General features: G+C 41.1%; 19 protein-coding genes. 6 read left to right on the plus strand and 13 right to left on the minus strand.

Features of this window, described 5'->3' with window-relative positions; translation table 11 throughout:
• Positions 1-32 precede the first annotated feature (32 nt).
• From ACP26M_RS25875 to ACP26M_RS25935, 13 genes are all read right to left on the minus strand, one after another.
• Positions 33-1,037 carry a ketoacyl-ACP synthase III gene (locus ACP26M_RS25875; protein WP_426584541.1) on the minus strand — a complete coding sequence of 335 codons (1,005 nt, stop codon included), beginning with the start codon at positions 1,035-1,037 and terminating at the stop codon, positions 33-35.
• Complete coding sequence (locus ACP26M_RS25880) at positions 1,038-1,778, minus strand: SDR family NAD(P)-dependent oxidoreductase (protein ID WP_426584543.1); 741 nt, start codon at positions 1,776-1,778, stop codon at positions 1,038-1,040.
• A gap of 25 nt (positions 1,779-1,803) precedes the next feature.
• Positions 1,804-2,040: a hypothetical protein gene (locus ACP26M_RS25885; RefSeq protein WP_426584545.1), complete on the minus strand. Its 237-nt coding sequence runs from the start codon at positions 2,038-2,040 to the stop codon at positions 1,804-1,806.
• Positions 2,041-2,043: 3 nt separating this feature from the next.
• Positions 2,044-2,547, minus strand: coding sequence for a GNAT family N-acetyltransferase (locus ACP26M_RS25890; RefSeq protein ID WP_426584547.1), 504 nt, complete (start codon positions 2,545-2,547; stop codon positions 2,044-2,046).
• A 30-nt stretch (positions 2,548-2,577) separates the two neighbouring features.
• The gene (locus tag ACP26M_RS25895; RefSeq protein ID WP_426584549.1) at positions 2,578-3,000 is read right to left on the minus strand and encodes a sugar 3,4-ketoisomerase; all 423 of its coding nucleotides are present in this window, start codon (positions 2,998-3,000) and stop codon (positions 2,578-2,580) included.
• Entirely contained in the window at positions 2,990-3,394 is a 405-nt protein-coding gene (locus tag ACP26M_RS25900) for a sugar 3,4-ketoisomerase (protein WP_426584551.1), read from the minus strand. Before ACP26M_RS25900 ends, ACP26M_RS25895 begins: the two co-directional genes overlap by 11 nt.
• Before the next feature lie 6 nt (positions 3,395-3,400).
• Positions 3,401-4,666, minus strand: a complete 1,266-nt coding sequence (locus ACP26M_RS25905; RefSeq protein WP_426584553.1) for a polysaccharide ABC transporter ATP-binding protein — start codon at positions 4,664-4,666, stop codon at positions 3,401-3,403.
• On the minus strand, positions 4,667-5,530 hold the full coding sequence (locus ACP26M_RS25910) for an ABC transporter permease (protein WP_426584555.1): 864 nt from the start codon (positions 5,528-5,530) through the stop codon (positions 4,667-4,669). It lies immediately after the preceding gene.
• Complete coding sequence (locus ACP26M_RS25915; protein WP_426584557.1) at positions 5,523-6,644, minus strand: glycosyltransferase family 4 protein; 1,122 nt, start codon at positions 6,642-6,644, stop codon at positions 5,523-5,525. The genes ACP26M_RS25910 and ACP26M_RS25915 overlap by 8 nt, the downstream gene beginning before the upstream one ends.
• Positions 6,634-8,421 carry an asparagine synthase (glutamine-hydrolyzing) gene (gene asnB, locus ACP26M_RS25920; RefSeq protein WP_426584559.1) on the minus strand — a complete coding sequence of 596 codons (1,788 nt, stop codon included), beginning with the start codon at positions 8,419-8,421 and terminating at the stop codon, positions 6,634-6,636. Before asnB ends, ACP26M_RS25915 begins: the two co-directional genes overlap by 11 nt.
• A gap of 160 nt (positions 8,422-8,581) precedes the next feature.
• Positions 8,582-9,079, minus strand: a complete 498-nt coding sequence (locus tag ACP26M_RS25925) for a UpxY family transcription antiterminator (RefSeq protein ID WP_426584561.1) — start codon at positions 9,077-9,079, stop codon at positions 8,582-8,584.
• A 36-nt stretch (positions 9,080-9,115) separates the two neighbouring features.
• On the minus strand, positions 9,116-11,536 hold the full coding sequence (locus ACP26M_RS25930) for a GumC family protein (RefSeq protein WP_426584563.1): 2,421 nt from the start codon (positions 11,534-11,536) through the stop codon (positions 9,116-9,118).
• A complete protein-coding gene (locus ACP26M_RS25935) occupies positions 11,537-12,319 on the minus strand; it encodes a polysaccharide biosynthesis/export family protein (protein ID WP_426584564.1) in 783 nt (260 codons plus the stop codon).
• Positions 12,320-12,425: 106 nt separating this feature from the next.
• Between ACP26M_RS25935 and ACP26M_RS25940 the strand changes: the two genes are divergently transcribed.
• The 6 genes from ACP26M_RS25940 (at position 12,426) to ACP26M_RS25965 (ending at position 19,149) form a co-directional block, all read left to right on the plus strand.
• Positions 12,426-13,163, plus strand: a complete 738-nt coding sequence (locus ACP26M_RS25940; protein WP_426584566.1) for a glycosyltransferase family 2 protein — start codon at positions 12,426-12,428, stop codon at positions 13,161-13,163.
• 79 nt (positions 13,164-13,242) lie between these two features.
• On the plus strand, positions 13,243-14,346 hold the full coding sequence (locus ACP26M_RS25945) for an MraY family glycosyltransferase (RefSeq protein WP_426584568.1): 1,104 nt from the start codon (positions 13,243-13,245) through the stop codon (positions 14,344-14,346).
• A gap of 92 nt (positions 14,347-14,438) precedes the next feature.
• Complete coding sequence (gap, locus tag ACP26M_RS25950) at positions 14,439-15,446, plus strand: type I glyceraldehyde-3-phosphate dehydrogenase (RefSeq protein ID WP_426584571.1); 1,008 nt, start codon at positions 14,439-14,441, stop codon at positions 15,444-15,446.
• A 124-nt stretch (positions 15,447-15,570) separates the two neighbouring features.
• Positions 15,571-16,005, plus strand: a complete 435-nt coding sequence (locus ACP26M_RS25955; RefSeq protein ID WP_426584573.1) for a GNAT family N-acetyltransferase — start codon at positions 15,571-15,573, stop codon at positions 16,003-16,005.
• 101 nt (positions 16,006-16,106) lie between these two features.
• Positions 16,107-17,297, plus strand: a complete 1,191-nt coding sequence (locus ACP26M_RS25960; RefSeq protein ID WP_090531276.1) for a phosphoglycerate kinase — start codon at positions 16,107-16,109, stop codon at positions 17,295-17,297.
• 136 nt (positions 17,298-17,433) lie between these two features.
• Complete coding sequence (locus tag ACP26M_RS25965) at positions 17,434-19,149, plus strand: GMC oxidoreductase (protein WP_426584575.1); 1,716 nt, start codon at positions 17,434-17,436, stop codon at positions 19,147-19,149.
• Positions 19,150-19,166: the final 17 nt, after the last annotated feature.

The following is a 19,166-nucleotide window of genomic DNA, read 5'->3' on the forward strand; positions in this document are numbered from 1 at the left end:
GGGTTCAACTTTGAGCCTTAGGCTTTTTGCTTTTATATAAATGTTATTACGGTTCCAGCCCATGAGTAGCCAACACCAAAGCCGGCCAAAAGCCATCTTGTTTGCGGAGTAACCTGTTTTTCTTTCATGGCTTCATCAAGTGCAATGGGTACCGATGATGATACCGTGTTACCAATAGCGGCCATATAGATATAAAAGTTTTCGGAAGCTATATCCATCTTTTTACGCAGGTGCTCCAGCATGTACCGGTTGGCCTGGTGCAGGATAAACTGCCCGATTTCGTCTTTGCGCACACGGTTTTTTTTTAGGGTATCTGTTATTAAAGCAGGAATCTCTTTAGATGTAAAAGCAAATATTTCGGGCCCATTCATATATAAATTTCCTGGTGATTGCTCATTCCCATAGTCATCATGTACGGTATCGACACTTTTTTCAGGGTAACGGATGGCTCCCTGCTTTACCATCAGATTTTCAGCACCCTTACCATCCGTACCTAATTCAAAGTCGCCTATGGCTGCAAAGCCTTCGGTGCTGATGAGGGTAGCGGCGGCGGCATCACCAAAAATGGTACGGTTTCCCTTGTCTTTAGGATGTACGAATTTTGAATAGGTTTCGGCCGTGAGCAGCAAGATATTGGTGGCTATGCCTGCCGCTATAAGGCCCTTGGCTAAAGCAAGGCCGTACACGTAGCCCGAACAGCCCAGGTTAAAATCAAGTGCGCCTGCTTTAACCGGGATACCCAGCTTATCCTGTATGATACAGGCTGTTGAAGGCAAAAAATAGTCTGGGCTTTGGGTGCAGTATAATATAAAATCTATTTCAGTTGGATTGATGTTATGCGAGGAAAAAAGTTTTTGTGCCGCGGCTATCGCCATATCTGACGCAAACTCATCCTCGGCGGCAATGTGACGGGTGCTGATACCTATTTTGTTGGCTATCTTCTCTACTCCCCATTCGGGAAACAGGGCCGAAAGATCAGCATTGGTAAGCTGATTTTGAGGTAAGTGGTATGAAATAGCTTTTATAAAGGCCTGCATTTACTGTATGGTGAATCCCCCGTCTATTATCAGGGTGCTTCCGGTTACCCACTTACTGGCATCAGATAACAGGTAAATAACCGCGTTGGCAACATCAATTGGTTCGCCAAATCCTAAGGGGTATTTTTTTTCATCGTCTTTCAGCTGCTCCTCTGTAAATATGGGGTCGTAGATGAGTTCGGTTTTTATCATGCCCGGAGAGATATTATTGACCCTGATCCTTTGGGCGGAAAGTTCAATAGCTAATACCTTTTGCATAGCATTTATGGCGCCTTTTGAGGCACTGTACATCGCGTTACCAACGGTTCCAACAAAGTTGCCGGCAATGGATGATATAAATACTACCGATCCATTTTTGTTTAGCTTTTTAGTTTTTAACAACTTATTGATCAAAATAGCGGGTGAGAAAAAATTTGTTTCGAAGATCGAATCCAAGTCTTTCCTGTTTATAAATTTAAAAGGCAAAGTTTTTACAATCCCGGCAGATAGCACGACGCCATCTAAATTCGGCATTAACTCAATCAGGCTGTCCTGTTCCTTCTCAATATCAAGATCGGCAGCATATTGTGTGCCGGGTACCTCCAGCAAGTTAAAAACGTTTGACAGTCTTTGCTCGTTTCTGCCGGTAATAAAAGTTTCGGCTCCCATTCCTGAAACGCTTATAGCAATTTGCCTGCCTATACCTGATGAGGCGCCGGTAACCAAAATTTTTTTACCTTTTAAAGAGAAAGGGTTATCCATAGGATATTAACGTCAGTGCTTGGGTTTACGAATTTGATTTTTTCAATACAATATCGTAGATGTCCTGAATAACTTTTGAGTTGCGGATGTCATCGCCTGTTAGTCTGACTGCGTAAACGTCATCTACCATGGCAATTACTGAAAGTGCTGTCATGGAGCTCCACTCATCGTTCTCTTTAAATAATGTTTCGGCAGCAAAAGCACTTGTATCTAAGTCATCAAACTGATCAGCAAATTCCCTTACAAATTTTTCAATATTCATAGCTTAAATATTAGGTTGTATTATGCTTGTTAAAAATTTGATCTTTTGTTTAGCGCTCTCTTCATCTATTGTAAAATAATAGTTGAGCTCATCTTCACCTGTTATTTTTGCAAACATTTTATGAAACCGCAACACTTTTTTATTGTCTTTCCTTACATCAAATACACATCTTTTATTTTTTAATTCACTGGCTGCAAATTCAGAAATAAACAGATCTGATTTTATGCTTACAAATTCGTCGCATCCGGGTTTTACAATCCAGCTGCCACTGGTGTAGGTATCAGCCGTTATGTTATACAATCTTATAACTCCGAGTGGCTGATGGTTATGGTCAGAAAATAAAAAGTAATATTCCTGCCGTTTTTTTTCCCGCTTTTTATATGTCCTGATCCATTTAATTTGCTTTTGCAAATTATTGTCGGTATGTGTCAGGTACCGGGCGTGTACCGGGTCAGTTCTTAAACTTAAAATAAATTCGGCATCGCTTTCCTCAACCAATCTAAACATTAGGTCAAATTTATAAAAAGGAGACTCCACTTATAATGATTTGTAATTTTTAAACTGTTTGTACTCTCTTAGATAATCGGCCTCTGTATACAACATGGAAGCTAATACAAGGCAAATAGCCCCCGACGAAAAATTTGAAATATCGCGCCAGATGCCAGGCTGGACATGCAACCCTATGTACGGGCGGTTTAACTGTACCGTTTTTTTGTTGATACCGTCGTCAATAGTGATATCAAAGCTGCCACTGGCTGCTACGATAAATTGTTCAAGCTCCTTATGTCCGTGCGCCGCGCGTGATTCGCCGCCCGGGATATCATATAAATAATATACCCGTTTAACAGCAAACGGAATATGGATATTGTTTTCAACAGGTGTAATATTACCTGCGCGGTTGTGGATTCGGTTAAGGTGGATGATGTTACAGTCAAAAACAGTTGACGATTTACCTTCCATGTTTGCTGTTTATAAATTGATCAAAGTCCCTGATATACTCGTTTACATCGTATTTGCCGTTGGTAAGGATCAGGGCCAACGAATTGGTCGAGAAATTTTCGATTTCGCGCCACATCATTTTTGGTACATACAGCCCGTAATATGAACGGTTAAGGCTATATCGCATTTCCTTTGCGCCATCATGAAGCACAACGTCGAAGCTGCCACTAATAGCGACAATAAATTCCTGCAGGTGTAAATAAGCGTGACCGCCCCGCCGTTCGCCGCCGGGTACATCATAAATCCAATAGGTACGCTCAATTTTAAAGGGGATATGGTTGTTTTCTTCAATGAAAGAAAGGTTCCCCCGATCGTCTAAAAGCTTGGGCAATTGTATGATGTGCGGGGTTTCCATATGCTGTTATGCCTGGTAACTAATATTAAAATCAAGTTTGGGATGAATTACACCCGGAGCTAAAGCGCTGTTACTTCCTTTACTTTCGTTTTCAACCTCAAACCCGATAAAATCATCAGCACCAAATAGTTGGTAACGTTGATTTTCGCCAAAAATTAACTTGAATGAATAATTGCCAGCATTCAACAGGTTAGGCGGGATAGTACACTTAACTGTATAAAACCCGGTTTTTGAATCATTATCGGTTGATATAAGTACGCCGTTATGAAATACTGGGATTTCGTCGCTATTTTTTAACTCAAACGTTGCATCGAGATTAATGCCCGTTTTTTGATTAAAAAAGATCATCTCAAAGCTAACGCCTGTCGAAATGGCGATGCTGTCGCCGGTAAGCGGTCGGATGACAAATTTAAGCACTCTTATATTTTCATTCCCTGGTGCCGAGCTCAAATCGCCCTGGTGTTCAAACGTTGACCGGGTATTGTTATTAGTTTGATAAAAGTTAACTGCTTCGAGCTGTTTGTTGTCATATATCAGCTGCCCGTTTGCAAGCACAATGCCCCGGTTACATAATGTTTTCACAGCGGCCATGTTGTGGCTTACAAACAAAACCGTGCGCCCTTCGTTCATGCTTACCTGTCCCATTTTACCGAGGCATTTTTTCTGAAACTCGGCATCGCCAACTGCTAGTACTTCATCTACTATCAAAATTTCGCTTTCAAGGTGCGCAGCCACCGCAAAGGCCAACCGTACATACATTCCCGACGAGTAACGCTTAACCGGCGTATCGATATACCTTTCAACCCCCGAGAAACTCACGATCTCATCAAACTTCTGTTTGATCTCGGCCTTGCGCATCCCCAGGATGGCCCCATTGAGATAAATATTTTCCCGTCCGCTCAGTTCCGGGTGGAAACCTGTGCCCACTTCAAGTAAACTGGCTATCCGGCCTCTTAGTTTTATTGAGCCGGTGGTAGGAGAGGTAACACGGCTTAAAATTTTAAGCAGGGTACTTTTACCCGCTCCGTTGCGGCCTACAATGCCAACAGCATCGCCCTGTTCAACTTCAAAATTAATATCGTTCAAGCTCCATACCACATCACTTTCGCCTTTGATGGTACGATCATTCACTTCGCCTATTTTTAAAAAAGGATCTTCCTTACCCCGCAGACGTGCCCAAAAGCGCTCCAGGTCGCGGGAGATAGTGCCCGTGCCAAAATCGCCTAATTGATAGGCTTTTGATAAGTTTTCAACTTTTATTGCCCTGCTCATTTATACGGTATCAACAAAAGTTTTTTCAACCTTATTAAATATTACTATACCTGCCAACAGTATTAAAACAGTGCTGATAATGCTGTAAGTTAACAGCTCCCAGTTAAAGCTGCCCTTGCCTAAACAGCCGTATCTGAACGTTTCAATTATGGCTGTAATGGGGTTAAACTTAATAAGCCAGCTGTATTTAGGATATTTAGCCTGTGCCACCGATAAAGGGTATATAACAGTTGTTGCATACATTAAAAGTGGTACGCCAAAGGCCACGATAAACGCTATATCCCTGTATTTTGTGGTAACAGCTGATATGATCATACCTAAGCCTAAACCAAGTGATGCTATCATGATAATGAGTAATGGCAGCAGCAAGGCTACTATATTGGGAACAATATGTTCGCCCTTTAAGATAAATATGATGTACAGGATTATGAAAAGTAGGAACTGAACCGCGAAACGGATCAAGTTTGAAAGCACAATACTTAAGGGCATAATAAGTCTTGGAAAATATACCTTGCCAAGTATACCGGCATTATCTTTAAAAACAGTTGACGTTTTGTTCAGGCAATCGGCAAAATAGTTCCAAATGATGGTGCCGGCCAGGTAAAAGAGGGGCTTGGGCAGGCCATCAACCGGGATACCGGCCAAATTGCCAAATATCAGGGTATAAAACAGGATAGTAATAACCGGCTGAACAAAAAACCATATCGGGCCCAAAATGGTTTGCTTATAAAAGGAAATAAAATCGCGCCTAACGAGTAGCACAAGCAGGTCACGATAATGCCACACCTCTTTAAGCTTAAGGTCGAGCAGGCTGCCTTTGGCATTTATTTCGATGTCCCACTTTTCCGGATGCAAATCAGTCATTTATTAGCTGCTCAAGTTTGGTCATATAATCGTGCTCGTTAAAATGACTTATACATTTTTTCTGTAAGCTTTTGCGGGTATCAGCAGCTAAGTGTTTTTGCAAATGTTTTGTTATTGCCCTGTTAAGTTCGGTAAGGTCGTCCGGATCAATGGCTTCTCCCAATTCGCCGTTCCGGATGGCATCAATACTACCATCGGCATTGCCGCAAATAACAGGTAAGCCGCATGCAAGGGCTTCAATAAATACAATACCAAAGCCCTCCTTTTTGCTTGGTAAAACAAACAGGTCGGCCAGCAGGAAATGGTCGGTAAGTTCGGCTTCATCAATAAACCCGGTTAAAATTACCTGTTCACTTACATCATGCTCCGCAATTAATTCTTTTATACGGATATATTCGTGATCATCATATTTGCCCGAAAGTATATATTTTATTTGCGGGAATTTTGACTTAAGGCTGCCCAGCACATTAATCACCTGGTCATATCCTTTGTATAGCTCGGTAGATGCCATGCGGGTTAACGAAAATATGATAAAATCATCGTTATTTAAACCATAACGCCGTAACAGTTTTTGGGGCTTCGCGAAGGTCTCGGGCAAATGCATAAAAGGGTCAACGGCATTATTCAGCACAATACATTTATCTGCATTGAGGTTATGCCGTTTTATCATTTGCTGTTTGGTATAATTGCTTACACAAATTACGCTGTCGCAATGTTTAAGCATCACGCGCTTTAAAAACGAAAGCGGACGCCAAACCTCAATACCGTGTGCTACAAGCCATAACCGGCATTTAGGATTAATCAGTTTAATTACCAGACCAATGATAGCCAGGTTAATATGACTTAATATAGCAACATGGGGCTTTGCGGAATGGCCGATGGTTTCTAAAACAAAACTTGCCCGGTGTACGCCAAATCCTTTGAAATTTGCAGAAGGCAGATATTGCGTCATCAGGTCATCCTGCTTATCATAGGCCGACCAAAGCTTAAAATTCCAATTGTTTTTTAGGGCCGCACGATGCAAGGAATGACCAAGTGTGCGCGTCATTTTCTGGATGCCACCGGTAGTGCTAAATGTTTGTAAAGTAAAAAGAATTACATTTTTAGCCATCATTTTGAACCTGGTACAAGGCAAAAGCTTTTGACCAATGGACGGCATCGTTTTTAAACTGTTTTATAACATTTTGTGCCGCTTTCCCTTTGTAATTATCAGTATCGCTAATTAGCTGGTGCCCCTTCATCCATTTTTGTAAGGGGAATGTGAAACCCATTTTAGGCCTGTTCCAAACTTCAGGCGGAATAAGGTTGTCGAAACTTTCAATAAGAAGTTTTTTCGGCTGGTGCTTATTAAATCTGATGCCTGGTGCGATATTTCGGGCTGCACGGTTAAAATCTTCATCCAAAAACGGGACCCTGACTTCAAGTCCATGGTTCATGCTCATTATGTCGGTATCCCTAAGCAATTGGTTTTGCATATAGAAATGCGTTTCAAACCATTCTGCGTGCTCCTTATTATATCCGTGTGGTGCTGGCGGCAAAGCTGTGCCGAACAACACATCATTAATATGATCAATGCTTGTATCCAGTAAAGCAGAAACATCAGCCAATGAAAACAATCCACGCAAAGCTAGGTAATCAGCTACGGGATGGTTAACAGCGAGGAATGCCAATCTCTTATAATGATCAGGCAAAAAATGACCGGATATTTTTAACATCCATGATGGCAGTTTACGCAGATAGCCAAGATATTTTATGCGGTTAAATGAGGGATAACCTCCAAAAAGCTCATCGGCGCCCACACCTGATAATACGGCCTTCAAACCATCGTCATGGGCATATTTGCTTATAAACCAGCTGTTAATGCCATCGGTGGTAGGCATATCCATAGCACTTATGATTTGCAAAAAAAACGCTTCAAAATCTGATTGTTTTACCAGGTGTGAAAAGTTTTGGCCGTTTATTTTATTGTTGATGATGTTTTGATAGCTCCGTTCATCATAACTTTTTTCATCAAAAAATATAGAAATGGTTTTAAGTTGCTCTTTTTTTTGCTGATTGGCCAGCATTGTGAGCAGGCTTGAATCAATCCCCCCGCTCAAAAATACACCTATGGGTGCATCGGCAATCAATTGCCTTTTCACGCCCATGCTAAGTGCATTGTAGATTATCCGATGGGCTTCGTTTTTATCAGTTATTATATCTTGCAAACCATCAACGTGATATTTGCTTAAAGTATAATCTGCACTCCGGTGATCCCAACATAAAAAATGTCCTTTGGGCAAGCTAAATACATTTTTTAATGTGGTATAGGGTTCAGGAATATGGCCAAATGCCAATAGCCTTATTGGCCAGTCTGGATCTTTTTCGATATTCAGTCCCGATTGTTTAAATGCCCGTACTTCAGATGCAAAAAAAAGCCCGTTGTTTACAGTCGAATAATATAGCGGTTTTATACCGGTGGTGTCACGTACAAGGTAGGTAAGGGCTTTGCCAACATCATACAAGGCAAAAGCAAACATGCCTCTGAACCTTTCAAAAGCTGCAGTGCCCCAATTAAGATAGGCCTGGAGGATAACTTCGGTATCAGTGCCTGATTTAAATTGTGCTCCCGATCTCAGCAATTCCTGTTTTAATTCAGGATAGTTGTAAATTTCGCCATTGAAGGTGATCCAGGCATTTTGGCCCACATCTGCCATAGGCTGATGCCCGTTGCTGCCAAGGTCAATAATTGATAACCTGCGGTGGCCGAAAACAAGGCAGGCTTTTTCATCTTCAAATACGCCCTCATCATCCGGCCCGCCATGCTGTAACGCACGGCACATTAATTTTATGCTGTTCCTGATCTCGTCTTGGGATATTTTTTCAGAAACGATACCTGCTATACGGCACATTGTTCATTAAATTTCATAGCTTCGCCCCGTAAGTTACATTTGTATCTTATAACTAATTAACTATTAGTCACTTGTGTTTCAAGGCACAAGCTGTTTATTTATTGAATTTTCGGCGCAAATAATGAAATATTATCTGTTGTCCAAAACAATTCCTTCTATTTTAAAACCGCTCAATGAGCGATGCAGCAACATTAACGATAATGGAATAACCAATACTTTCCAGGCGTAATATCAGTTGTTTTTGCGATCTGCGTGATACAACTTCGCCTGTCATGCCCTTTAGCGCACCTGCCCGGATGATAATCTTCTCGCCCGGTTGCAGGTCTTCTTCTGTTACCTCCAGTTCATATGGACTTGCCAAGAGTAATTTAAGTTCATGGATCTGCTTATCAGGCATAACAGCAGGCTTGCCCGAAAAATAAAGGAACCGCGCAATGCCTTTGGTCATTAACACTTCGGCCTGGTCTTGTTCAGCGATATTTACAAACAGGTATGATTTTAAAAATGGTTCCTCAACCCATTTTCTGCGGTCGCTCCATTGTTTAAGCTGACGGTGCAGGGGCAGGTAAACATTAATGCCTTTGCTCATTAATGCTTCATATGCCTTTTTTTCGGCTCGTGGGTTGGTGTAAACCGGGTACCATTTGTTTACTGCCATATTGATTTTAGTAACAATCTTTTTAGATAAACAAGCTTATTTAAACCATCGTTTTAAATTCCACCATTTTTTCTTTTCATCATCAAGATAATAGCCCGAGCCTTCGTAGCCGCTGTAATCTGAATAATAATAATATCGTGTGCCTGCATTTTCGCCGGTAAACTTGGTGGTGTAATATCTTGAATGAAGCAAATCTTCTTCGAACGCATTTAAAATTATCACGGTATTATCCAGGTGATATTCCTGCGCTATGCGCTGTGGCACAGTTGCGGCATAATATTTTGATTTGCCCGACCGGATCACAAAAACATTGATATCACTTATCCTGATAAGCGGGATAGCATCTGATACCAGTCCAATCGGAGCGGTATCAATCAGCACTATATCATACATTGTTTTAAGTGTTTCAATTAAAGCGTTCATCCTTTTGCTGTGTAATAGCTCTGATGGGTTAGGCGGTACGGGCCCCGACACTATAAAATCAAGGTTTTCCTGTTCAGAGTGATGAATGATATCATCAATTTCAGTTTGGTGGGCAAGGTAATTGGTCAAGCCAATATCATTTGCCACATGAAAAGTTTTATGTAGCCTTGAACGCCGTAAATCTGCTCCTATTAATATCACTTTTTTATCAATAAGTGAAAGCGTGCTTGACAAATTTACGGCAACAAATGATTTGCCTTCGCCGGCTACTTCGGAGGTTATACAAATAACTTTGCTTGCTTTTTCTGACGAAAGGAAACTAAGGTTAGTACGTACAGAACGGACCGATTCGGCAAAAATTGATTTGGGTTTGCTAACAGCAAGGATCTGTTCGCTGCTTTCGTCAAGGGCATACGGAAATTTTCGGATAACGCCCAGGATAGGTATGCTGGTTAGACTTTCAATGGTTTCCTTATCATAAATATAGGGGTTTAATATCCTGATGAGAATGATAAGCCCCAGGCCTATAGCCAGTCCTAATATAGTAGCAGTACGGTGGATATTATGTTCATTGGGCGAAACCGGATTAAAGTTTGGCTGAGCCAGCTCAATAATAGTTGCGCCTGGCAAAATCCCGGCACGGTTGATCTGCGCTTCAAGTTTTTTTTCGGACAGAAAAGAGTATACTTTATCATTAATATCAAAATCACGCTGTAGGCTTACCATATCACGCTGGGCGGCAGGCAGTGCCGCTATAGTTGAGTTAACCTGGCCAAGTTGATTATCAAGATATTGAATGTTTTTTTCAATGCCAGCCCGGATCTGTTTTATATTGTTTAAAGCGGTGGTTTTAATTTGGATAATGCTTTGGTTAATGTTTTGAATAGGCTGCGAATCGGCATTATAGGTAGTTAATAAACTTGCCCGTTCTGTAATCAGGTTGTCCAGGCGGTTTACCATAACTTCTAACGAGGGTAGATTAGCGCTGCCTACATTAAAGTTTAATGTTACATTGTTTTTTTCCTTGGCTATTTCGCTGCTAAGCTGGTCGAGTGCTATTAATTGTATTTTTAGTAACGATTTGTTTGATTCAAGCTCGGTTGCCTTGGTTACAGAAGTAGTTGATGCGGATGTAACGTCAAGGATCTTGGATTTTTTCCTGTATTTTTCTATCGAGTTTTCAGAGCCTTTTACTTCAGTCGACAGATAATCCAGCTGACTGTCAATAAAATCGATCATTTGTGAAGCTGACTGCGCCTTTTGGTTCCGGTCAAAAATCACATAATTGTTCATGATCGCATTAAGTACATCTGCTGCAAACTGCGGATTGGAATCTGTTTGCTGAATGGCAATTATGTTTGAGTTTTTTGCTGTTTCGCCAGCATATAAATTACCCTGTACCCGGCCGATAAAATCTTCGGGGATATTGAACTTAAATAAATAAATTGTTTTGGATGGAATTAACCCCGGGTATTTAATTCTGAAACTGGTATTGCCAATGGTTACAATATCGCCGTATTTGTAGTTGTTTTGAATCTCCTTACCGTTTATGCTATAGGTAAGATTGAAATTTTGAGCACTGATCGGCTTAAAAGTTATCAGGCTATGGAAAAAATTAAGGCTATCAAACTTTACCAGAGTAATACCGAGAGGCTTTTGCGGATAGGTTTCGGAGGTACGTACCCTGCCCGAGATATAAAAGCTGATACGATAGTCGAGGTCTTTTATTGCTGTTAGGATGAGGCTACGGCTGGTTAATACTGAAGTTATACTCTGAATTTTTGACGGGCCGCGTTCGGGCGTGGTCATTACACTGATAATGTCAGAAATCTCTGATTTTTTTTCTTCTACCTTAAGCGTCCCCCCGGTAGCATATGTTTTAGGTGTATACCATAAATAAGTGTACGAGATAGCTGATGTAATAACAACGGATGCCAATATCCAGTACCAGCGGCTGAGGAGTATTTTGCCGATCTTAAAATAGTCAATTTCCTGGTTGGGCAGCTTTCTTTGTACTTTTTCTAACTCTTCCATTTACCGATGAGAAAGCGTAAAAATAATTAAGGCAGTATTAAGCAACAGTAAAACCGGCTGCGTTATTACTGAAAGGTTTTGCAATTTATCATTGCGTACGGTGCGCTTGTTTTGTGCTATATAAATAACATCTCCACTTTGAAGTATAGCACGGGGATCATTTATTGATTGGATATCCCTCAGGTTAATTTCAGTAACCTGGGGATTTTTTTGATCGCCTCTTATTATTTTTACATTTGCTTCATTAGCCTTATCTGTCAGGCCTCCTGCTTCTCCAATCATTTCAACTAAAGTGGTCCTGTCTTTTGTTAACGTATAATTTCCCTGCCCTTTTATTTCGCCAAGCATGGTAACCTTTAGGTTAATTATCTTTAGTTCAATGATGGGGTCTTTCAACAGGTTTGTACGGTAAAGCCCCTCAATTTGTTTTGCTGCTTCTGGCCTGGTAAGGCCTGCAACTTTTACATGGCCAATAACAGGCAGCGCAACAGTGCCGTCGTCTTCAACCTGGAACGTTTGTCCGGCAGTGCCTCCTCCTCCCCCTCCTCCCGCATTAGTGGAAGGCGCTTCATCTACTATATATTTTATGCTTTGCAGGTTCCTGATCTGCAGTATGTCCTGTGTTTTAATGCGGTACGGGCTTATTGCGACATCGCTTGCTTTTGATATGGTATCAGTAACATTATTCTTTTGTTCAAAAAGATATTGATATTGTTTGCTTGAGCAGGAGGTTAACAAAAAAAGTATCCCGGTTATCAGGCAGATAAATGTATAGTTGCGCATGTTCAGCTATAAAGTTCCAAGTTATATTTAATATAATTAGGCTTCAAAGTCAAAATTACATAATTTCGGGGTATTAATACGTTGTATTTTTCCCAAAGTTGCAAGGTTGAAGATCTCGGTTATCACTGTTGTTTACAATGCCCAGGATACTATTAAAAGATGTATCGAATCTGTTATCGGCCAGAATTACAACAACATTGAGTATATTATAATTGATGGCGGCTCAACAGATAATTCCCTGCAAATAATTAACCAATATAAATCGCACATCAAAGTTTTGATATCTGAGCCTGACCAAGGCATTTATGATGCAATTAATAAGGGGATCCGTTTAGCAACAGGCGAAATAATAGGTATGCTTAATGCCGATGATTTTTTTGCAGACCAGGAAGTTTTATCAGCAGTGGCACAGGCTTTTTCAAACAGTGATACAGAAATCATTTACGGAAACCTTGATTATATAAATTCTGCAGGGAAAATTACCCGTAAATGGAAAAGTCACGCTTGTGGAAAAAATTCCTTTAACCGTGGTTTTATGCCCCCACATCCTACCTTTTACTGTAAACGATATTTGTTTGAAAAACACGGCTTTTACAGTCTTGAATACGGTTCTGCAGGCGATTATGAATTAATGGCGAGGTTTCTGCATAAAGGGCAGGTAAGGAGCTTTTATCTTAACAAAGTTATGGTTAAAATGCAGGTAGGGGGTATAAGCAACAGCAATTTAATGAACAGGTTTAAGGCGTGGTCATTTGATTTGAAAGCAATGCGTAAAAATAAAGTGTTTTTACCTGTTTTGGCAATTGTGTTGAAGCCCATAAGGAAGATTTTTCAATTTCTTTAATTTTTAGTTAACCTTTTGGGTTGCGCTTCGTATAAGTACTCATAAATGAATAAGCCGGTCACTAACATATTTGTAGCATATGCTTGAATTTCTACGCTCTTATCATTTTGTTTATAATGTGCTAATAGTTGTATTTTCAACCCTTATAACATTATTATGTATCCCTTCGATTTTACATGTTGCACGTGCCCGCCATTTATATGATGATGTTGGTCATTTCAGGAAACAGCATGATCATGGTATTCCCCGCTTAGGAGGTGTTGCTATTTTTGTGAGCTTTACTATTACAGTTTTGTTATTCAGTATTATCGACAAATCGTTGCCGATTAGTTACCTGCTTACCGCATGTATTATTTTGTTTGCAATGGGGCTGAAGGATGACCTTTCGGGGGTTAATTCAAGTACTAAGTTTATGATCCAGTTTGTGGTTGCAGCCATACTTGTTATCCCCGGAGATATCCGGATCAGCAGCATGTATGGGGTGTTTGATATTGCAGCGTTGCCATATATTCCCAGTGTAATATTGTCAATACTTGTTATTATGCTTATCATTAATTCGTTTAACCTTATTGATGGTATTGATGGGCTGGCTGCAACTACAGGGATTATTGCCAACAGCGCTTTTGCGGCGCTTTTTATTTATATGAACCAGTACGAGCTTGCAGCAATTTCGCTTGCTATGGTTGGGGCTGTGGTTGGTTTTTTGCGTTTTAACATAACTCCTGCTAAAATATTTATGGGCGATACGGGCGCCATGCTCATTGGCCTGGTATCGGCAGTAATGGCTATTAAATTTATTGAGTTAAGTAAAGTTTCGACGGTCAAACTGCCTTTCATATATACAGCACCGGCATTAATCGTAGCGATACTTATAGGCCCTGTTTTTGATACACTCAGGGTTTTCACTATCCGGATCTTAAATAAAAAATCCCCTTTTGATGCAGACCGCAACCATATCCACCACCGTATGTTAAAAATGGGTTTAACGCATTTGCAAACGACTTTTGTTTTAGGATGCCTGAACCTTGTTTCGATAGTAATGGTACTGGTGTTTAATAATTTAAATAACTCCTGGCTTATTGTCCTTATATTTTTATTGTCGATATCCTTTAACGGGATGATCACTTATTTTATCCGTTCAAAAAAAGACGAAGCTCTGGTAGTCCGGAATTTTAGCGACTAATAACCAATTGTAACCTGCAAGTAGTAATACCGTAAATAAACAAATTAACCATCCATCTTCATTAACTTTGATGCTTTATTTATCAGCATACCATGAAGATAGCTATAAACGGGTTTGGCCGCATTGGCCGCATATTTTTAAGGAATATTTTATTGCATCCCGAAATACGGGTGGTAGCTATAAATGATCTTACCGATACGCAAACCCTCGCGCATTTATTTAAGTATGACTCTGTTCATCGGGGGTTTAAAGGTACGGTGAGTTTTGACGATAACAGCCTTATTATTAACGGTAACCACATACAGGTATTTGCCGAGCGCGACCCTCTTAAACTGCCCTGGAAAACGCTGGATATTGATATTGTAATAGAATCTACAGGTAAATTCACTTCCAAAACTGGTGCTGAGGCTCATTTAACCGCCGGGGCACGACAGGTTATCATATCTGCACCATCAACCGATAAAAATGTACCAACTGTAGTGCTTGGCGTAAACGACCGGGAGGTTGACCTACAATCTTCTGTGCTGTCAAACGCGTCATGTACAACTAATAATGTTGCCGCAATGGTAAAAATATTAGATGAAAACTGGGGCATCATTGATGGTTACATTACCACCGTTCACTCCATGACCGGCGATCAAAGCCTGCATGACGCACCTCATAAAGATCTTAGGCGGGCAAGGGCCGCATCGGCCTCTATTATACCCACCACTACGGGTGCTGCTAAAGCAATAACAGCTATATTCCCTCATTTGGACGGCCGTTTGGGCGGAGCAGGGATTCGTGTACCGGTACTTAATGGTTCATTAACTGATTTTACCTGCAGCCTCAAAAAGCAACCAACCATAGTTCAAATTAATGAAGCATTTAAACAAGCTGCAAACGGGCCAATGAAAAATGTACTGGAATATACGGAAGATCCTGTTGTATCAACCGACATATTGGATAATCCGCACAGCTGCATTTTTGACGCCCAACTAACGTCAATAGTGGGTGGCCTTGTAAAAGTTGTTGGCTGGTATGATAATGAAATGGGATACAGCAGCCGGCTGGCCGATTTGGTAGTACGAATAGCAGAACTTAAAAAACAGCCTGCCTAAGCGGTAGCATAAGGTATTTTCTGTATAATTTGAGTAGCTCCCGGTATACGCAAAATAAGCGTTGCTGCTTTAATTTTAGTGGAATTAAAATTTCCTGTTCCATGAATTTTTTCAATTTTGCTGTATGATCAAGTTTATAAAAGTTGATGAGCTGCTGCATGTGCGTAATGAGGTACTGCGCGAAGGTAGGCTGACCCTTGATGAATGCCGTTTCCCATCAGATAATAATGAAGGCAATTTTCACCTTGGCTATTTTGTTAATGATGAGCTGGCTTGTATTGCTTCATTTCACCCGCAAAGTTATGGCGAATTTAACGGTACCGGATACCAGCTCAGGGGTATGGCCACTATCGAAAAATATAGAGGGCAGGGCTTCGGCAATCAGTTGGTTAACTTTGCTTTGGTATGCCTGAGAGGGCAAAAGGCCGATTATCTGTGGTGCAATGCCCGTAAAAAAGCAGTGCACTTTTATAACAGCCTTGGTTTTGAGGTCGTTTCGCCCGAATTTGAGGTGCCGGGCATTGGTCCTCATTATGTAATGTATGTTAAAATAAGATGAAATTTTGGCCGATTAAAGCAGCTTTTTTCGTTTTTCGTTCAGTATTTTGAATTAAAATGCTCAATTTGCGGCCGTTCATAACAAATGACCCTTTAATAGATATGAAAACAGTAGATCAAATTAGTTTTGCAGGTAAAAAAGCCCTCATCAGGGTTGATTTTAACGTGCCTCTTGATGAAAATTATAATATTACCGACGATAACCGCATGACGGCAGCTTTGCCAACCATAAAAAAAATATTGAAAGATGGCGGTAAAGTTATTCTGATGTCGCACTTAGGCAGACCGAAAGATGGTCCTACAGAAAAATATTCATTAAAACATATCGTATCTCATTTGTCTGATCTGCTTGGTCAGCAGGTACAGTTTGCTGATGATTGTATCGGCGAGCAGGCTGTTGAAAAAGCAAAAGCACTTGGCAATGGCGAAGTTTTATTATTAGAAAACCTTCGTTTTTATAAAGAAGAAGAAAAAGGTGATGTTGCCTTTGCAGAAAAGCTTTCAAAGTTAGGTGATGTATATGTGAACGATGCATTCGGTACCGCTCACCGTGCACACGCTTCAACCGCTATCATCGCTCAGTTTTTCCCTGACGCCAAATACTTTGGCTACCTGATGGCAGCCGAATTAAACAATGCCGAAAAGATCCTGAACAATGCGCCAAAGCCTTTCACAGCTATTATGGGCGGTTCAAAGGTTTCTGACAAAATTGAGCTTATTGAAAAATTGCTTGAGAAAGTCGATAATCTGATTATCGGCGGCGGTATGGCTTATACATTTGCTAAAGCTGATGGTGGTAACATTGGTACCTCTCTGGTTGAGATGGACAAGCTTGATCTGGCAATCAGCCTAAGGCAAAAAGCTAAAGAAAAAGGCGTAAACCTGTTGTTGCCTTTAGATAATATTATTGCCGATGCATTTTCAAATGATGCTAACACTGATGTTGCCAAAACCGGCGAAATAAAGGATAACTGGATGGGCCTTGATATCGGCCCTGAAACTGTTGCTTTATTCAGCAAAGTAGTTGAAGAATCAAAAACCATTTTATGGAACGGCCCGATGGGGGTTTTTGAAATGGAGAAATTTTTAGGCGGTACCAAAGCAATTGCCGAAGCTGTAGCTAAAGCGACAGAGAACGGCGCTTTCTCCTTGATTGGTGGTGGTGACTCTGCTGCGGCCGTAGCTAAATTTGGCATGACCGATGAGGTAAGCTACGTATCAACCGGCGGCGGTGCTTTGCTTGAATACATGGAAGGTAAAGAATTGCCAGGTGTAAAAGCAATCAACGACTAATAAGAATTAAAATAGACAAAAAAGCTCCGGTAACGGGGCTTTTTTTGTTTAAATCTGTTGCTGATCAATTTATTCCCTGATAATTATCTTAACTTCAAATTGAGTTTTGCATTGTTGTTTAAGCCAATTATGAAATATGATCAACATTAATTCAGGAGGAGAGGCTCAGCACAAGTTTGACGCCATCGTGATTGGATCGGGCATCAGCGGCGGATGGGCTGCCAAAGAGCTGTGCGAAAAAGGGCTGAAAACATTGGTGCTGGAACGTGGCCGGAATGTTACTCATTTAAAAGATTACCCAACTGCAACTAAAAATCCCTGGGATTTCCCCCATCGGGGACATTTACCTAATACCATAAAAAGCGAAAATCCGATTGCCGAAAAGTGTTACGCTTTTAGCGAGGCCACAACTCATTTTTTTGTTAAAGATAAAGAGCATCCATATGTTCAGGAAAAACCTTTTGATTGGATTCGCGGGTACCAGGTAGGCGGTAAGTCGTTGTTATGGGCCAGGCAAACCCAGCGCTGGAGTAGGTTTGATTTTGAAGGGCCGGCAAGGGATGGATTTGCAACAACGTGGCCTGTAAGTTACAACGATATTGCACCCTGGTATAGCCATGTAGAGCTGTTTGCAGGGATTGCCGGCAACAGGGATGGGCTGGAAACGCTGCCCGATGGCGAGTTTTTGCCGCCATGGGAAATGAATGTGGTTGAAAAGCAGATTCAAAAAAGAATCATGGATGCATACCATGACAGGCATGTTGTTATTGGCAGGTGCGCGCATTTAACCAAACCGCAACCAATTCATTTACAACAGGGCCGGGGGCAATGCCAGGCCAGGAGTTTATGTGAGCGGGGGTGCCCTTTTGGAGGGTACTTTAGCTCTAATTCATCAACCTTGCCATGGGCGGCCAAAACGGGGAATCTTACCCTCCGGCCCGATGCCGTAGTACATTCAATTATTTACGATGAAAAAAAGGGAAAGGCAACAGGTGTCAGGGTAATAGATGCACACACTAAATCGGTTACAGAATATTATGCCCGCGTTATTTTTGTAAACGCTGCTACGTTAAACTCTAATCTTATTTTACTCAATTCAAAATCAGGCAGGTTTCCAAACGGTTTAGGAAACGATAATGATTTGCTTGGCAGGTATATTGCATTTCATAATTATCGCGGGTCGTTAACGGCAACCATTGATGGTTACCTGGATACCTATTACTATGGCCGGAGGCCTGCTGCGGTTATGATGCCTAATTTTAGAAACGTTTATAAACAGGAAACGGATTTTTTAAGGGGCTACATGACCTTTTATACCGCCACGAGGAGCGGTTGGGGCCACGCTGTTGACGGCGACCAGATTGGGGCTAACTATAAGGAAAATATCTCCGAACCAGGCAACTGGAATGTATATATGATGATGCAGGGCGAAACCATCCCCAAGGCCGAAAACAAGGTGAGCCTGAGTAAAGACCGAACAGATGAATGGGGAATACCATTATTATCCGTTTCTGTAGATTATGATGATAACGATGTAAAATCCCTGAACGATTTTTTGCAGCAGGGTGCCGAGATGCTTAATAAGGCGGGATGTAAAAACATCGTCCCTAACGATAGCAAGCAGGCGCCTGGTTTAGATATCCACGAGGTGGGAGGAGTGAGGATGGGAACCGATCCTAAAAACTCATTGCTAAATAAATGGAACCAATTGCATGCATGCCCCAATGTATTTGTAACCGATGGTGCTTGTATGACATCTACCGGTACTCAAAACCCATCTTTAACTTTCATGGCCCTAACTGCAAGGGCGGCAAATTACGCGGCAGATGAATTGCGGAAAAACAACATATAATTTTGCTTCGATTGTTT

This window comes from Mucilaginibacter sp. R-33, from assembly GCF_049949235.1.
Classification (GTDB): Bacteria; Bacteroidota; Bacteroidia; order Sphingobacteriales; family Sphingobacteriaceae; genus Mucilaginibacter.

What these genes read in the sequence shown, in the direction of transcription:
- ACP26M_RS25880 (WP_426584543.1), bottom strand. Translation starts at nt 1,778, where the DNA reads ATGGATAACCCTTTCTCTTTAAAAGGTAAAAAAATTTTGGTTACCGGC.
- ACP26M_RS25945 (WP_426584568.1), top strand. Translation starts at nt 13,243, where the DNA reads ATGCTTGAATTTCTACGCTCTTATCATTTTGTTTATAATGTGCTAATA.
- ACP26M_RS25895 (WP_426584549.1), bottom strand. Translation starts at nt 3,000, where the DNA reads ATGGAAGGTAAATCGTCAACTGTTTTTGACTGTAACATCATCCACCTT.
- ACP26M_RS25930 (WP_426584563.1), bottom strand. Translation starts at nt 11,536, where the DNA reads ATGGAAGAGTTAGAAAAAGTACAAAGAAAGCTGCCCAACCAGGAAATT.
- ACP26M_RS25925 (WP_426584561.1), bottom strand. Translation starts at nt 9,079, where the DNA reads ATGGCAGTAAACAAATGGTACCCGGTTTACACCAACCCACGAGCCGAA.
- ACP26M_RS25955 (WP_426584573.1), top strand. Translation starts at nt 15,571, where the DNA reads ATGATCAAGTTTATAAAAGTTGATGAGCTGCTGCATGTGCGTAATGAG.
- ACP26M_RS25900 (WP_426584551.1), bottom strand. Translation starts at nt 3,394, where the DNA reads ATGGAAACCCCGCACATCATACAATTGCCCAAGCTTTTAGACGATCGG.
- gap (WP_426584571.1), top strand. Translation starts at nt 14,439, where the DNA reads ATGAAGATAGCTATAAACGGGTTTGGCCGCATTGGCCGCATATTTTTA.
- ACP26M_RS25890 (WP_426584547.1), bottom strand. Translation starts at nt 2,547, where the DNA reads ATGTTTAGATTGGTTGAGGAAAGCGATGCCGAATTTATTTTAAGTTTA.
- asnB (WP_426584559.1), bottom strand. Translation starts at nt 8,421, where the DNA reads ATGTGCCGTATAGCAGGTATCGTTTCTGAAAAAATATCCCAAGACGAG.
- ACP26M_RS25960 (WP_090531276.1), top strand. Translation starts at nt 16,107, where the DNA reads ATGAAAACAGTAGATCAAATTAGTTTTGCAGGTAAAAAAGCCCTCATC.
- ACP26M_RS25875 (WP_426584541.1), bottom strand. Translation starts at nt 1,037, where the DNA reads ATGCAGGCCTTTATAAAAGCTATTTCATACCACTTACCTCAAAATCAG.
- ACP26M_RS25910 (WP_426584555.1), bottom strand. Translation starts at nt 5,530, where the DNA reads ATGACTGATTTGCATCCGGAAAAGTGGGACATCGAAATAAATGCCAAA.
- ACP26M_RS25915 (WP_426584557.1), bottom strand. Translation starts at nt 6,644, where the DNA reads ATGATGGCTAAAAATGTAATTCTTTTTACTTTACAAACATTTAGCACT.
- ACP26M_RS25905 (WP_426584553.1), bottom strand. Translation starts at nt 4,666, where the DNA reads ATGAGCAGGGCAATAAAAGTTGAAAACTTATCAAAAGCCTATCAATTA.
- ACP26M_RS25935 (WP_426584564.1), bottom strand. Translation starts at nt 12,319, where the DNA reads ATGCGCAACTATACATTTATCTGCCTGATAACCGGGATACTTTTTTTG.
- ACP26M_RS25885 (WP_426584545.1), bottom strand. Translation starts at nt 2,040, where the DNA reads ATGAATATTGAAAAATTTGTAAGGGAATTTGCTGATCAGTTTGATGAC.
- ACP26M_RS25965 (WP_426584575.1), top strand. Translation starts at nt 17,434, where the DNA reads ATGATCAACATTAATTCAGGAGGAGAGGCTCAGCACAAGTTTGACGCC.